The following is a 14,255-nucleotide window of genomic DNA, read 5'->3' on the forward strand; positions in this document are numbered from 1 at the left end:
CCGCCGTTCAAAGCCCCGGAATCCCCACCTGTTGGATATGCACGGCGTTATCGCCCTCCTCGTAGGCCAATAACTTGCCGTCGTGCCGCCACAACTTGAACGCCAAGGCATAGGACAACACCCGGATCGGGTAATCCCGCGGCAGGGTTTGCAGATAAGGCTGCATCGTCGCGAAATCGCTGGCGCCGTATTGCTGCATGATGAAACGCAAACCGCCGTTGCGCGGGCCGATGTTATACGCCAGCAAGCCCAGGAACAGATCATCGTTCATTTCTTCCAGGTAGTGCTTGAAAGTCGCCGCGGCGAGATAGGCGTTGTGGCGAGGGTCGGCGACCGAGGGCTCGGCCACGCCGAGCTCGCGGGCGGCTTCGCGGGTGATGGATTTGGGTACCGCGGTAATTTGAAACAAGCCTTTGCCGCCGTCGCGGCTGTCGCGCGGCATGAACGACGATTCGGTCGCGGCGATACCGTGCAGCAAATCGGCATCGACATCGAACGCCTTTGCCGCATCGGTAATCGCCGGATCGAACGCCGCCGCCCGCGCCAGCATTTTTTGCAGGCCGCCGGTGTCGTGCCGGCGATACGCGGCATAAACTTGATGCGCCAGCGTCACCCGCTCGGCTTCCTGCTTGCCGCCGACCAGGGTCCGAAAATGAGTGAATACCGGCGTGTAACCGTCGTGCAGCACGAACCAAACCCAGCTAAGCGCCAACGCGACTGCCGTCGCGGCCGGCAAATAGCGCAAACGCTCGCTGAGCCAGCGCCGCGCCTGCCACCAGACAATCAACAATAATGCCGCGGCCAACACCAGCAACACGACACCGCCGGCGAAGGGCAACAAATTGGCAAAAAAACCGGGGCCGGACAACCAGCTGGCCGAATAACCCAGTAGAAACATGGTCGCCAACACCGCGGCGACCGCCAGTGCCGCAATTTCCAGACTGAGCAGCCAGCCGTTCCATTCCGCCCGAAACGGCGGTTTGCGTTTGGCTTTACGCGGCGGTTTGGCGCGGCCGGCGCGAGCCGGTGACCGCGGCTTTGCCTGAGCTTTTTTTATCGGTACAGGCCGGGACATCGAACCATCGGAAATTCAGCGAAGGAAATAGGGGGAGCGGATTTAGCTGCCGAAACCGCACCGGCTGGCATTTGCCGCGAGCGGCGGTATATTCTGCGGCTGGTATTCATACTCGGCTCAACTATAAAGCAGGCGCCAACCATGCACAACGCTTTCCGCCCGGCCTGGTGGCTGAACGGCCCCCATCTGCAAACCATTTATCCGGCCTTGCTGCGGCGGACCGCGCCACCGGCCGCGATTCGCCGCGAACGGCTGGAAACGCCGGACGGCGATTTTCTGGATATCGACTGGGGCGAAGACGAGACCAAACCGCTGGTGATTTTGCTGCACGGCCTGGCCGGCAGCAGCCGCTCGGGTTATATCGCCGGTCTGCAACACAGCTTGCCAAGCCAGGGCTTTGCCAGCGTGGCCCTGAATTTTCGCGGCTGCAGCGGCGAAATGAACCGCTTGGCCCGCTGCTACCACTCCGGCGAAACCGAGGACATCGGCTTTTTGCACCGGGAACTGCGCCGGCGTTTTCCGCGCCGGCCGCTGGCGGCGATCGGCTTTTCGCTGGGCGGCAACGTATTGCTGAAGTGGTTGGGCGAGCAAGGCACCGATGCCGACCTATTCGCCGCCGCCGCAGTATCGGTGCCGCTGGTACTGAGCGAATGCGCCGACAAACTGGACCGGGGTTTTTCCAGAATCTACCGCGACTACCTGTTGCGGGAATTGAAGCAATACATGCGGATCAAGCAACGCCATCTGTTGGCTATCGGCCGCGACGACCAGGCCGAACGAATCCGCCAACTCGGCGATCTGCAGCCGATTCGCTCCTTCTGGCAATACGATGATCGGGTGGTAGCGCGGCTGCACGGTTTCGCCGACGCCGCCGACTATTACCGCCGCAGCAGCTCGCGCCAGTTTTTGCCGCTGATCCGGGTGCCGACCTTGTTGCTGCAAGCCAAGGACGATCCGTTCATGACCGAACGCGTGTTGCCGAGTCCGGCGGAACTGTCGGCCGCAGTGCATTTGGAAATCAGCAACGGCGGCGGCCATGTCGGCTTCGTCGGCGGCTCGGGGTTCCGGTCCGCTTACTGGCTGGAAGCGAAAATCGGCGGATTTTTGCAAGCTCAGTTGCCGGCCTGACCGGACAAACTTGAAAACGGCCCGGCGGCGTTGTCTAATGCCGGGCACCGTTAAACGCTGGCCTACTGGCAGGGCAGACCTTCGCATGCATGATCAAGTCTTGTTTCTTTGCACCGGCAATTACTACCGCAGCCGTTTCGCCGAGTACCTTTTTAACCACCACGCGCCGGCTTACCGCTTGCCGTGGCGCGCCGATTCGCGCGGTTTGGCGATCGAATTGCTGGAACCCGATGCCGGGCCGATATCGCCGCATACCCTCAACGGCCTGGCTTTGCGCCGGATTCCGGTCGAACCGGTAAGGCCGCCGCTCGCGGTCGACGAACCCGATTTGCAGCGCGCCCGCCTGATCGTGGCCTTGAAACGCAGCGAGCATCAGCCGATGTTGCTGCAACGATTTCCGGAGTGGGTCGAGCGTGTCGAATACTGGCAAGTCGACGACATCGGCGACAGCCATCCGGATCAGGCCCTGCCGCAAATCGAAACCGCGGTACTCGGGTTGTTGCAACGTTTGGCCGACGCCGGCCGCTAACCACCGAATCCGGAACTGCTCAGGAAACGCGCAATCTGAGCTTGAGCCGTTCTTACACTGGGCGGCAGCGTGTTACTATTTGTTTCCTTTCGTTTTCATTGTTCTGTAATGGCACCGAATAAACCGTTGCAACTGATAGACCGCTTCGGCCGAGTGGTCAATTATCTGCGGGTCTCGATCACCGACCGCTGCGATTTCCGTTGCGTTTACTGCATGGCCGAAGACATGGAATTCCTGCCGCGCAGCCAAATCCTCAGCCTGGAGGAAATTCGCACGATCTGCCAGGCCTTTGTCGAACTCGGCGTGACAAAGATTCGGGTCACCGGTGGCGAACCCCTGGTACGGAAGGGCGCGCTCGGTCTGCTGCGCGAAATCGGCGGCATGCCCGGCTTGAACGAACTGGTACTGACCAGCAACGGCTCGCAACTGGTCGAAATGGCCGGCGAGTTGCGCGCCGCCGGCGTCAAACGCCTGAACATCAGCCTGGATACCCTGCACCCGGACAAATTCCGGGAACTGACCCGCACCGGCAATTTACAACGGGTGTTGGACGGGCTCGCCGCCGCCCGCGCCGCCGGTTTCGAGCGCATCAAACTGAATGCGGTAATCATGAAACACCGCAACCACGACGAGGTCATCGATCTGGTGCAGTTTGCATTGGATAACGGCCTGGACATCAGTTTCATCGAAGAAATGCCGCTCGGCGTGGTAGACCGCCACCACCGCGGCGAGAGTTTTTATCCCAGCGACGAAATCCGCCGCGACTTGAGCAGTCGTTTCAACTTACAAGCGATCGCCTACAACACCGGCGGTCCGTCGGCTTACTACCGCGTCGACGGCAGCGCCAGCCGGGTCGGTTTTATCTCGCCGCACAGCGCCAATTTCTGCGCCAGCTGCAACCGGGTCAGGCTGACAGCGGAAGGCCGCTTGCTGCTGTGTCTGGGTAACGAGCACTCGGTGGACCTGAAACGCGTGGTCAGGGAGCAGCCGGGCGATATGGCCGCGCTGAAACAAGCCATCGTCGCGGCGATGCAGATCAAACCCGAGAAACACGAATTCAATATTCACGAACAGCCGGTGATTTTGCGGCACATGAACGCGACCGGCGGTTGAGAAACGGAGGACACCATGTCGGATAACAAAGCCTACCATATCGTTGCCGAAGCCCGGCGCTACAAAGAAGAGCGGGAAAAAGGCTACCGGGAACAGGCCTTGAAACTGTATCCGTGGATCTGCGGACGCTGCGCCAGAGAGTTCGACCATAAGAATCTACGCGAGCTGACAGTACACCATATCAACCACGACCACGACCACAATCCGCCCGACGGCAGCAATTGGGAGCTGCTGTGTTTGTACTGCCACGATAACGAGCACCAGCGTTACGAAGAACAGGTGCGCTACGGCGGCAAAAGCAGCACGGACGGCAAATCGCCAACGGCGACTTTCAACCCGTTCGCCGATCTGAAAAAAATGATGCACAAAGACTGATGACGGCCAAATGCGTCTGGGCGCTGGCCAGCGCCAACGAGGAGCGCTACCACGACAGCGAGTGGGGCGAACCGCTCCACGACGACCGCGGCCTGTTCGAATTTCTGGTGCTGGAAGGCGCCCAGGCCGGCCTGAGTTGGCGCACGATCCTGGACAAACGCCCGGCCTACCGTAGCGCTTTCGATGGTTTCGACCCGCGGGCCGTCGCCGAGTACGGTCCGGCCAAACTCGAACAGTTATTAGCAAACCCCGGTATCGTCAGAAACCGCTTGAAAATCCAGTCCGCCGTCGCCAACGCCAGAGCATTTCTGGCGGTACAACAGCAGTTCGGCAGCTTCGACAGTTACATTTGGGGCTTTGTCGACGGCCGCACGCTGCAGAACCGCTGGCAAACCCATGCCGAAATACCCGCCTATTCGCTTGAATCCGAACGCATGAGCAAAGATCTGCAAAAACGCGGCTTCAAGTTCGTCGGCCGCACCATCTGCTACGCCTATATGCAGGCGGTGGGGATGGTCAACGACCACACCGTCGATTGCTTCCGCCACGCGGAATTGGCCCGGCCGTAAAGCGATGCAAGCTGCCGCTCCGGAAGCCGATTGTCTGCGCCTGATCGCCGCGAGCGACGCCGCGACGATCGCGAGTTGCGCGGCCGACGGGGATGCCGAGGCCAGCTATGCGCCGGTGTTGCAGCATGACGGCGTGTTTTACGTTTATGTCAGCGGCCTGGCCCGGCATACCGGCAACATGTTGCTGCGCCGGCAGGGTTCGTTACTGTTTTTAGGCGAGGCGGCCGGCAATCCGTTTGCCAGACCCAGAGCCAGCGTAAACTGCACGGTCGCCGAAATCGAGCCGGACCATCCGCATTACGTCGAATTACTTGATAGCCTAGAAGCCCGTTTCGGCAACGTCGTCGGTCTGCTGCGCACCTTGCCCGATTTCCGCTTGCTGGCCTTGACGCCGACTCGCTACCACTATGTTGCCGGCTTCGGCAAAGCCTATAACTTTAGCGCCAACCCACGCGACCCGGCCCAGTCAGGGTAAACTATTCCGGATCAGCACGCTCGACCGACCATGGAGCCCGCTTAACCGTCATGCCTGTTTTTCTTAAACCGCTACTGAGCAACAGTTTTTTCGCGTTGGCGTATTTCATCGGCGGCTTTCTGGGGCATTTGCTGGCTATTCCGCCCAGCGAAGCCAGTGCAATTTGGCCGCCGGCCGGTATCGCCCTGGCCGGCATGTTACATTCCGGTCGAAAAATCCTGCCGGGTCTGGCAATCGGTGCTATCGCCGCCCAAACCTATGCGTTCTACGGGCTTACCGACGGCCAGTCGCCGGCGTTAGCCTATTGGGTGGGTTCCGCTGTCGCCATTGCCGCCTGCGGCCAAGCCTGGCTCGGCGCATTTTTAATCAACCGCTGGATCGGGCCGCACAACCCGTTGCTGGAAGACCGCCACATCCTCCACTTCTATGTCTTGGCCATCGTCAGTTGCCTGCTGACACCGACGCTGGGCACCAGCTTGCTTTACTTGCTCGGATGCATCGAATTCTCCGGGATCGGCCTTAACTGGAGTACTTGGTGGGTAGGCGACTCGATCGGCACGGTGATCTTCACGCCCATCCTGCTGGCTTTCATCGGCGCCCCGCGCCACACTTGGCGCCAACGCCAACAGTTCGTGGTATATCCGCTGGCGGCAACCCTGTTACTGGTTGTGGTCGCCGTAGCCTACAGCAGCAATCTGGAGAACCGCCGTATCCGCGAATTATTCGAGAGCCAGACCAATTTGCTGCACCAGAGCATTCAGCAGCATTTCGACAACGACGTATTGAACAACCAGTTGTTGAAGGCCTTGTTCGACAGCTCCGACAGCGTCGACCGCAACGAATTTCGCTTATTCGCCCACACCATATTCAGCCGCCATCCGGAACTGGAAGTTCTGGAATGGTTACCGAAAGTCGGACGCGCCCAGCGCCGCGAATTCGAAAACCGGGAAGGGATGCCAATTCTGGAACGCAATGCTCAAGGCGCCAATACCGCGGCGGCGGAGCGCGACTTTTATCTGCCGATAACTTACTGGTTCGGTAATGAACAAAACCTGGGCCTCGATGCACTGACTCAACCCGAACTGCGCGACGCCATGGAACAAGCCATCACCTCCGGCAAAACCAGTGCCACCGGCCCGTTGACGTTTAGCGACGGTGAATTCGGCTTTGCCGTATTTTCCCCGGTCTACGTCAAAGGCAAACCGCTGGGGTCGGTTGCGCAGAGCGAAGCACATTTGCTTGGCCTGGTGGCCAACGTCTTCCGCCTGGGCGGCGAAGTCGGGGAAATCGTCACCCGCCTCGAAGCCGACGAGTTGTCGTTGAGCATATACGACGGCGACCGGATGCTGTTTGGCGAAACGGCAGCGGAGTCTGCTGTCAGCCTGATGCAATTGCAGCGGCAATTGGAATTAAAAATAGCGGACCGCATCTGGAATATTCGTTACCGGCCGTCGGCCAAGTTCTACAGCGACCAACACTCCTGGACGGCATGGCGGTTATTGGCGGGCAGTTTTCTATTGTGCGGCCTGACCAGTTTCGGCCTGATGCTGATGACCGGCCGTACTGCCCGCATCGAAGACTTGGTGGCGCTGCGCACCCGCGACTTGCTGCGCAGCAACCAAGCCCTGAACAGCGAAATCGAACGCCGCAAGCGGCAAGAAAACGAATTGCGGATTGCCGCCGCGACGTTTCAGTCGCACGAAGCCATCATGGTGACCGACGCCAAAGGTACGGTTCTGCGCGTCAACGAAGCCTTTAGCCGCATTACCGGCTATAGCCCGGAAGACGTGATCGGCCGGCGGCCGGATCTGTTGACCAAAGTCCGCCAAACGCCGGGCTTGCTACACGGGCTGTTCCGCGCCTTGCTGCGCGACAACCAGTGGCGCGGCGAGATCTGGAACCGGCGCAAAAACGGCGACGTGTTCCCGGAGCGGCTGACAGTGACCGGCGTCCGCGACGAGAGCGGCAAGCAACTGAACTATGTCGCGATTTTTTCCGACATCAGCGACCAAAAGGCCGCCGAGCGCGAGATCCACGAGCTGGCGTTTTACGATCCTCTAACCGGCTTGCCGAACCGGCGCCTGCTGTTGGACCGCTTGAAACAGGAAATTGCCGCCGCCAAGCGCCAACATTGCTACGGTGCGCTGTTTTTCCTGGATCTGGACCATTTCAAAACCCTAAACGATTCCCGCGGCCACCAGGTCGGCGACGAGCTGCTGACCCAGGTGGCCCAGCGTTTGCGCGCCATCATTCGGGAGGAGGATACAGCCTGCCGCTTGGGCGGCGACGAATTCATCGTCATGATACCGGGTCGTTACAACGAATTGGCCCGAGCCACGCACCACGCGGTGATGCTGGCCGAGAAGATTCTGCACACCATCAACCAGCCATTCACTGTACAAGGCAGCGAACACCATTTTTCCACCAGCATCGGCGTCACACTGTTCCCGGAGGCCGCCGAACAGCCGGAAGCGGTGATCCAGCAAGCCGACACGGCGATGTACCGTGCCAAGGAAGGCGGCCGCAACGGCATCAGCTTCTACCGGCCGTCGATGCAGGAAACCGCCGACCGCAGGCTGACGCTGGAAAAGGAAATTCGCGAGGCATTGAAGCAATGCCAATTCGTGTTGCATTACCAACCTCAGGTCGACGAAAGCGGCCGCGTGGTCAGCGCCGAGGCTTTGATTCGCTGGCAGCATCCGCAGCGCGGCATGATTTCTCCGGCCGAGTTCATCCCGATCGCCGAAGACACCCGCCTGATTTTGCCGCTCGGGGAATGGGTGATCCGCGAGACCTGCCGCCAGATCCGTGCCTGGGACCGCGAGAACCGGCCAATCGGCCACGTTGCCGTCAACGTCAGCTCCCGCCAATTCCGCCAGCCGGACTTCGTCGAACAAATCGAACGCATTCTGGCCGACGCCGGCCTGTCTGCCGATCGTCTGGTGATCGAATTGACTGAAGGTTCCGTGATCAGCAACATCGACGACACCGTGAGAAAAATGCGCGATTTACAGCGTTTGGGCGTCAAAACCTCGATCGACGATTTCGGCATCGGTTACTCGTCCCTGTCCTACCTGAAAACCTTACCGATCAGCCAGCTCAAAATCGACCAAAGCTTTGTCAGAGACCTACCTGAAGACCAAAACGACGCCGTTATCGTCGAGACGATTATCAACATGGCCAAAAGCCTGCGCCTGCACGTAATTGCGGAAGGCGTGGAAACCGAGGAACAAATCCTGTTTTTGCGGGAAAAAGGCTGTTTGTCCTACCAGGGCTACCACATTGGCCGGCCGGTTCCGGCCGCTCAGTTCCACAGTTGACCGCGGGTTTGGAAACGGCTGGGAGAAACGTTCTTACAATCGCCGCGGCTGCGTTAAAATCGCCAGCTCGACATTCAGCCAGGGATAATAAAGATGAACTTGAAAATCTGCCTGTTTACTGCGGCGGCACTGTTCGCTGCCATCGGCGACGCCGCCGAGAAAACCGCGATCAGAGTCGGTGCCATGGCCTCCGGCACATTGAGCTGGGAATTGGCGGCGATGCGTAACCAGGGCTTGCTGGATCAGGCCGGCTTCGCCGTGGAAAACGTCGCCGTCGCCAACCAGCAGGCCGGTAAAGTTGCGCTGCAAGCCGGCGCGGTCGACCTGATCGTCTCCGACTGGATCTGGACCTCGAGCATGCGCGGCGAAGGCATCAAGTTGAGTTTTTACCCGTTTTCCGATACCTCCGGTGCGTTGCTGGTCGCAAACGATAGCCCGATCAAAACGCTGGCCGACCTGAAAGGCAAAAAACTGGGGGTCGCCGGCGGCGAACTGGATAAAAACTGGCTGTTGCTGCAAGCCTTGGGCCGGCAGCAGCAATTGGACCTGAATACCGGCGTCGAAAAAATCTACGGCGCACCGCCCTTGCTCAGCCAGCAATTGCTGGATAAGCGCGTCGATGCGCTATTGACCTACTGGCAATTCGCCGTTCGCCTGGAAGCCAGGGGTTACCGCACCTTGCTCAGCGGCGAAGACATCGTCCGCCAATTAGGTATAGCCGAGACTGTGCCCAGCATCGGCTATGTTTTCAAACAGGATTGGGCCGATCAGCATAAAGCCGCACTGAAGCAATTCTTCGAATTGAGCAGACAAGCCCGCGACAGCTTGTGCACCAACGATGCGGAATGGGCGAAAATCCTGCCGCTGACCGAAGCCGGCAACCCCACCGAGCAAGAAAAACTCCGCGCCGGTTACTGCAAAGGCAGTATCGAGCAATGGGCGCCAGCCCAACAAACCGCCGCCGAAAAGATTTACCGGATGCTGCATCAGGTCGATAGCAAACTGACCGGCGCTTCCGACCGGATACAGCCCGGCACGTTCTGGTCTGGCGATTGATGATCTCCGGTATCACCGGACAGCGTAACGGCGTCGTTACGCTGTTATCGCTATTACTGTTGTTAGGCATCTGGCAAGCGGCGGCGATGTCGCTCAACGATCCCAGTCTGCCGCTGCCGGCAAAGGTGGCCGGAGTATTCTGGCGCGCAACCGCTTCCGGCGAACTACCGCATCACCTGGGTGCCACGCTGTATCGGTTGGCCGTCAGTTTTTCGATTGCGATGCTGCTCGGTTGCGCGATCGGCCTGTTGTTAGGCAAAAACAAAAGCCTGGACGCGTTCTTCGACAATTGGCTGGTGATTTTTCTGAACATCCCCGCTTTGGTCACGATCATCCTGTGTTACATCTGGTTCGGCCTGGACGAATCGGCAGCAATTCTGGCGGTCGTGGTCAACAAATTGCCGAACGTGGTGGTCACGATCCGCGAGGGCGCGCGGGCGCTGGACAAGGATTTGCTGGAAATGGCGCAGAGTTATCGTTTCGGCCGCAAAAAAACGCTGCTGCACGTGATTTGGCCGCAACTGCACCCGTTCGTGATGGCCGCCACCCGCTCCGGACTGGCCCTGATTTGGAAGATCATTTTGCTGGTGGAATTGCTGGGCCGTAGCGACGGCATGGGTTACCAATTGCATTTGTTTTTCCAGTTGTTCGACGTTGCCAGCCTATTGGCTTATACCTTTGCTTTCGTCGCGGTGATCCAGGCCATCGAATGGCTGGTGTTGCGGCCGCTGGATCGGGCGGCGCTAAGGTGGCGGCGATGAACGCAATCAGCATCAGCATTCAAGACAAAACCTACCGCGACGGCCACGGCGGCGGTCAGCACAGGACGATCGCCGACCTGCAGTTCGAGGTCGAACCCAACGAATTCGTCTGTTTGTTGGGCCCGTCTGGCTGCGGCAAAACCACACTGCTGAACATGGTGGCCGGCCTGGACAGCCTCTACCAAGGTCAAATTCGGATTGGTGGCCAAGCCGCCGTCGCTAAAATCGGTTATGTGTTTCAGAGTCCGCGGCTGTTGCCGTGGCGGACCGTTCGCCAGAACATCGAATTAGTCTTCGCCGGCCCGCCGCCGGCCGCACTGATCGACGAACTCCTGGCCGGCATGCAGCTCGATGCGGTGCAACACAGCTATCCCGAGCGCTTGTCCCTGGGCATGCAGCGCCGGGTGGCAATTATCCGCGCCTTTGCCGTGAATCCCGATATCCTGCTGATGGACGAGCCCTTCGTGTCGTTGGACGCACCCAGTGCCCGGCAGGTGCGGACGCAGCTGTATGCGCTGTGGCAACAACGGCCGCATACGGTCTTGTTCGTCAGCCACGATTTGCGCGAGGCAATCGCGCTGGCCGACCGCCTGATCTTCTTGTCGCCGCCGCCGATGCGTATCGTCAGCGATATTACCGTCGATATACCGCGCGACGGCCGCCACGACGAAGCCCAAATCGAATCCTTCCGCGAATATTTGTTGAGTCAGCATCCGGCTATCAACGGACTGTTGTAACGTGAACATCGTCGTCGCGGCCTGCCAGGTCGAAGAAATCATCAAGAAATCCCGTTTCATCGGCATCATCAGCCCCTGCCGTTCCGAAGCCGAGGCGCTGGGGTTTTTAAACGACCTGCACCGACGGTATCCGGATGCCAGCCATATCGTTTACGCCTACCGGATTCAGTCGGCCGACGGTCTGGTCTGCCGCTTTCACGATGCCGGCGAACCCAGCGGCACCGCCGGCAAACCGATATTTCAACATTTGGAAGGGAAGCAACTGATCAATCTGCTGGTCGCCGTCGTGCGTTATTTCGGCGGCGTCAAACTCGGCGCCGGCGGCTTGACCCGGGCTTACGGCAATGTCGCCAAAGCGGTGATCGAAGCGGCGGACATTATCGATTACGTCGAATTTGCCGAAGTCAGCCTGACCTTGGGCTACAACCAATTGCAGCCGCTGGAATACCAGTTAAAAAAATTGGACGGCTGCATTCTGGCGCAGTATTTCAGCGACAACGTGCGCCTGACGGTAAAGCTGCCCAAGCACCATCTGGCTTCTCTCAACGCCTTTCTGGCATAAAGCCGGCTTATAGCAGCCCAATGTGACAGCTTTATTGCAGAATTGTTTCCTAATAAGAAACAAGATGTACACAATAGCCGGTATTGTAAATAAAAGGACTAGCTCATATAGTAGAACCGTCTTCATTGAATTGACTGTCATCAGTCAGGGAGAAAACATGAGCAAATCTAACAATCTTTACCGAGACATACTCACTGGTCTGTTTTTTACCTCCGGCGTGTTTGGCTTCATGTCGGGTGAGTTCATTATCTCCACCATGCTGTTCGGAGCCGCCACTATTTCCAGCAATCTGGACTTTAACGGCTCGTTCCGCGCTTAACCTGTTTGTTGTACCTCCTCACGCGATCAAGCAGTAGCTCTGTTTAGCTTAGCCCGCTCACCTGTGACCAGGTGACGCGGGCATTTTTTTAAAAGCCCCGGCTTTCTTTGATCGTTTCGTAAGCTTTTCTGATCTGCTGGGTTTTCTGTTTGGCCAACGCCATCATCTCTTCCGGCAAACCTTTCGCCACCAATTTATCCGGATGATGCTGGCTCATCAGCCGGCGGTACGCTTTTTTGATTTCTGCCTCGCTGGCTGCCGACGACACCCCCAGCGCGGCATAAGCATCCGCCAATTGCGGCGCGGCCGGATCCGCGGCGGATGGCCTGCCGCTCTGCTGGCGAAAACGCTGTTGCGCGGCAACCTGGCCCTTGATCAGCCGATATTCGAATTCCGACAAGCCGAGCTGCCGGCAAATATCCGCCAGCAAGGCTTCCTCGCTGGCATCGAACACGCCGTCGGCAAACGCCGCCTGCAATTGGATTTCGACGAACATCCGCAACAAATGCGTACGTCGGTGGCACTCGTTGCGAAATTGCTGCAGCACCTCCGCCAACGGAAAGCCGGCTTGCTTACCCTGGCGAAATAATTGGATCGCCGCGTCGCGCAATTCCGGCGTCAGCTCCATATTGTCCATGACCCGGTTGGCCAAGCCGATTTCCTCGCTCGACACCCGGCCGTCGACCTTCGCCACATGCCCCATCACGGCAAAGGTCGCGGTAAAAAACGCAGTCTGTACCCGATGCTGCTCACCCGGATGCAAGGTCTGATCCGCCATGCCTTGCATCCCGGCATCGAACTGGTGTCCGACCGCGGCACCGAAAATGGCGCCCAGCGGCCCGCCCATCAGGAAGCCGAAAGCGCCGCCAACCAATTTACCCAACCAACTCATGCGTTAACTATCCCTCTTTCGATTAATGATAAAATTTCGACCAATATCCACTGACTATCCGCCCCCGATATGAACGTCCCCGCCGCACTATACGAATCCTCTCTGCCGCATCTGAAACTGCTCGGCCGCGGCAAAGTCCGCGACATGTACGAAATCGACGACAGCCATCTGCTGATCGTCACCACCGACCGGATGTCGGCGTTCGACGTGATCATGCCCGATCCGATTCCGGGCAAAGGCCGGGTATTGACCAGCGTCTCCAACTTCTGGTTCGAAAAAATGCGCGACATCATTCCGAACCACTTGAGCGACGATTTAACGCTGGCCGACGTGATTCCCGATCCGGAGCTCAGAGCCCAGGTCGAAGGCCGTGCCATCATCGTCAAACGCCTGAAACCGTTGCCGGTGGAAGCCATCGTCCGCGGTTACCTGATCGGTTCCGGCTGGAAGGACTACCAGCGTTGCGGCGCGGTCTGCGGCATCGAACTGCCGGCAGGCCTGCAACAGGCGCAGCAACTGCCGCAACCGATCTATACGCCGTCCAGCAAAGCCGAAGTCGGCGTGCACGACGAGAACATCAGCTTTGCCGACACCGTCGCGTTGATGGGAGAGGAAATCGCCGGCAAAGTTCGCGACGCCAGCTTGCAACTGTATACCACCGCTGCCGAATACGCCCGCCAGCGCGGCATCATTATCGCCGATACCAAGTTCGAATTCGGCCTGGACGCCGCCGGCACCCTATTCCTGATCGACGAAGCGCTGACGCCGGACTCGTCGCGCTTCTGGCCGGTCGAGCAATACCAAGTCGGCATCAGCCCGCCCAGCTTCGACAAGCAGTATTTGCGCGACTACCTGGAAACCTTGGATTGGAACAAAACCGCTCCCGGCCCGAAATTGCCGGAAGAAGTCAGCCGAAAGTGCGCCGAGAAATATCGCGAGGCGGAATTGAAGCTGTTGGGCTGAGCGCTGCCGAATTCAGCCGCATTCGCCTTTATCGGGCTGACGCCGAAACCGCTCAGCCCAGATCCGCATCCCGTTCCCCGCTACTGATCCGGCCGCCCGCCACCGCCTCGACGATGTAGACCTTGCCGTCGCCGTGGTGGCCGCTACGCGCCACCTGCATGATGGTCTGAAAAATGGTCTCCACCAGATGCTCCGGGGCGAAGATTTCGATCCGCTTTTTGGCCAGAAACGGTTTGTAATCCTGTACGTGTTCGGTGCGTTCGCGGCCGAAACCTTCGCAATCCATGATCGTCATCCCCGGAAAATTCGGAATTTCCATCAAGGCCATCGTCAATTGGTTGAGTTTATGCGGCTGAATATAAGCGCGGATTTCTTTCATGG

16 protein-coding genes are annotated in these 14,255 nt (G+C 58.9%); 13 read left to right on the forward strand and 3 right to left on the reverse strand.

Annotated elements, in window-relative coordinates; all coding sequences use genetic code 11:
• Window positions 1–7 precede the first annotated feature (7 nt).
• Window positions 8–1,075 (reverse strand): lytic transglycosylase domain-containing protein, encoded by a 1,068-nt coding sequence (locus ACH518_RS02065; RefSeq protein WP_445371687.1) that lies wholly within the window; start codon window positions 1,073–1,075, stop codon window positions 8–10.
• 141 nt (window positions 1,076–1,216) lie between these two features.
• Here ACH518_RS02065 and ACH518_RS02070 point away from each other — a divergent pair, with 141 nt between their 5' ends.
• From ACH518_RS02070 to ACH518_RS02125, 12 genes are all read left to right on the forward strand, one after another.
• Window positions 1,217–2,203, forward strand: a complete 987-nt coding sequence (locus ACH518_RS02070) for a hydrolase (RefSeq protein ID WP_445371688.1) — start codon at window positions 1,217–1,219, stop codon at window positions 2,201–2,203.
• A gap of 85 nt (window positions 2,204–2,288) precedes the next feature.
• Entirely contained in the window at window positions 2,289–2,732 is a 444-nt protein-coding gene (locus ACH518_RS02075) for an arsenate-mycothiol transferase ArsC (RefSeq protein ID WP_445371689.1), read from the forward strand.
• 108 nt (window positions 2,733–2,840) lie between these two features.
• Window positions 2,841–3,845, forward strand: a complete 1,005-nt coding sequence (gene moaA / locus ACH518_RS02080; RefSeq protein ID WP_445371690.1) for a GTP 3',8-cyclase MoaA — start codon at window positions 2,841–2,843, stop codon at window positions 3,843–3,845.
• A gap of 15 nt (window positions 3,846–3,860) precedes the next feature.
• Window positions 3,861–4,220: a YajD family HNH nuclease gene (locus tag ACH518_RS02085; protein WP_445371691.1), complete on the forward strand. Its 360-nt coding sequence runs from the start codon at window positions 3,861–3,863 to the stop codon at window positions 4,218–4,220.
• Window positions 4,220–4,789, forward strand: a complete 570-nt coding sequence (locus ACH518_RS02090; RefSeq protein ID WP_278210473.1) for a DNA-3-methyladenine glycosylase I — start codon at window positions 4,220–4,222, stop codon at window positions 4,787–4,789. Before ACH518_RS02085 ends, ACH518_RS02090 begins: the two co-directional genes overlap by 1 nt.
• A 4-nt stretch (window positions 4,790–4,793) precedes the next feature.
• On the forward strand, window positions 4,794–5,264 hold the full coding sequence (locus ACH518_RS02095) for a pyridoxamine 5'-phosphate oxidase family protein (protein ID WP_445371692.1): 471 nt from the start codon (window positions 4,794–4,796) through the stop codon (window positions 5,262–5,264).
• A 50-nt stretch (window positions 5,265–5,314) separates the two neighbouring features.
• Window positions 5,315–8,584 carry an EAL domain-containing protein gene (locus ACH518_RS02100; RefSeq protein ID WP_445371693.1) on the forward strand — a complete coding sequence of 1,090 codons (3,270 nt, stop codon included), beginning with the start codon at window positions 5,315–5,317 and terminating at the stop codon, window positions 8,582–8,584.
• Between the two features lie 93 nt (window positions 8,585–8,677).
• On the forward strand, window positions 8,678–9,640 hold the full coding sequence (locus ACH518_RS02105) for an ABC transporter substrate-binding protein (protein WP_445371694.1): 963 nt from the start codon (window positions 8,678–8,680) through the stop codon (window positions 9,638–9,640).
• Window positions 9,640–10,401, forward strand: a complete 762-nt coding sequence (locus tag ACH518_RS02110; protein WP_445371695.1) for an ABC transporter permease — start codon at window positions 9,640–9,642, stop codon at window positions 10,399–10,401. The genes ACH518_RS02105 and ACH518_RS02110 overlap by 1 nt, the downstream gene beginning before the upstream one ends.
• Window positions 10,398–11,138, forward strand: coding sequence for an ABC transporter ATP-binding protein (locus ACH518_RS02115; RefSeq protein WP_445371696.1), 741 nt, complete (start codon window positions 10,398–10,400; stop codon window positions 11,136–11,138). Before ACH518_RS02110 ends, ACH518_RS02115 begins: the two co-directional genes overlap by 4 nt.
• A 1-nt stretch (window position 11,139) precedes the next feature.
• Window positions 11,140–11,700, forward strand: coding sequence for an IMPACT family protein (locus ACH518_RS02120; protein ID WP_445371697.1), 561 nt, complete (start codon window positions 11,140–11,142; stop codon window positions 11,698–11,700).
• Window positions 11,701–11,857: 157 nt separating this feature from the next.
• Window positions 11,858–12,019 (forward strand): hypothetical protein, encoded by a 162-nt coding sequence (locus ACH518_RS02125; RefSeq protein WP_186289501.1) that lies wholly within the window; start codon window positions 11,858–11,860, stop codon window positions 12,017–12,019.
• A gap of 88 nt (window positions 12,020–12,107) precedes the next feature.
• On the opposite strand, the gene djlA is transcribed toward ACH518_RS02125, so the two are convergent.
• A complete protein-coding gene (gene djlA / locus ACH518_RS02130) occupies window positions 12,108–12,911 on the reverse strand; it encodes a co-chaperone DjlA (protein ID WP_445371698.1) in 804 nt (267 codons plus the stop codon).
• Between the two features lie 69 nt (window positions 12,912–12,980).
• Between djlA and ACH518_RS02135 the strand changes: the two genes are divergently transcribed.
• On the forward strand, window positions 12,981–13,874 hold the full coding sequence (locus ACH518_RS02135) for a phosphoribosylaminoimidazolesuccinocarboxamide synthase (RefSeq protein WP_445371699.1): 894 nt from the start codon (window positions 12,981–12,983) through the stop codon (window positions 13,872–13,874).
• Between the two features lie 52 nt (window positions 13,875–13,926).
• Here ACH518_RS02135 and ACH518_RS02140 read toward each other — a convergent pair whose 3' ends face one another.
• A complete protein-coding gene (locus ACH518_RS02140; protein WP_445371700.1) occupies window positions 13,927–14,253 on the reverse strand; it encodes a P-II family nitrogen regulator in 327 nt (108 codons plus the stop codon).
• Window positions 14,254–14,255 lie beyond the last annotated feature (2 nt).

The sequence above is a fragment of the Methylomonas sp. HW2-6 genome (assembly GCF_052474525.1).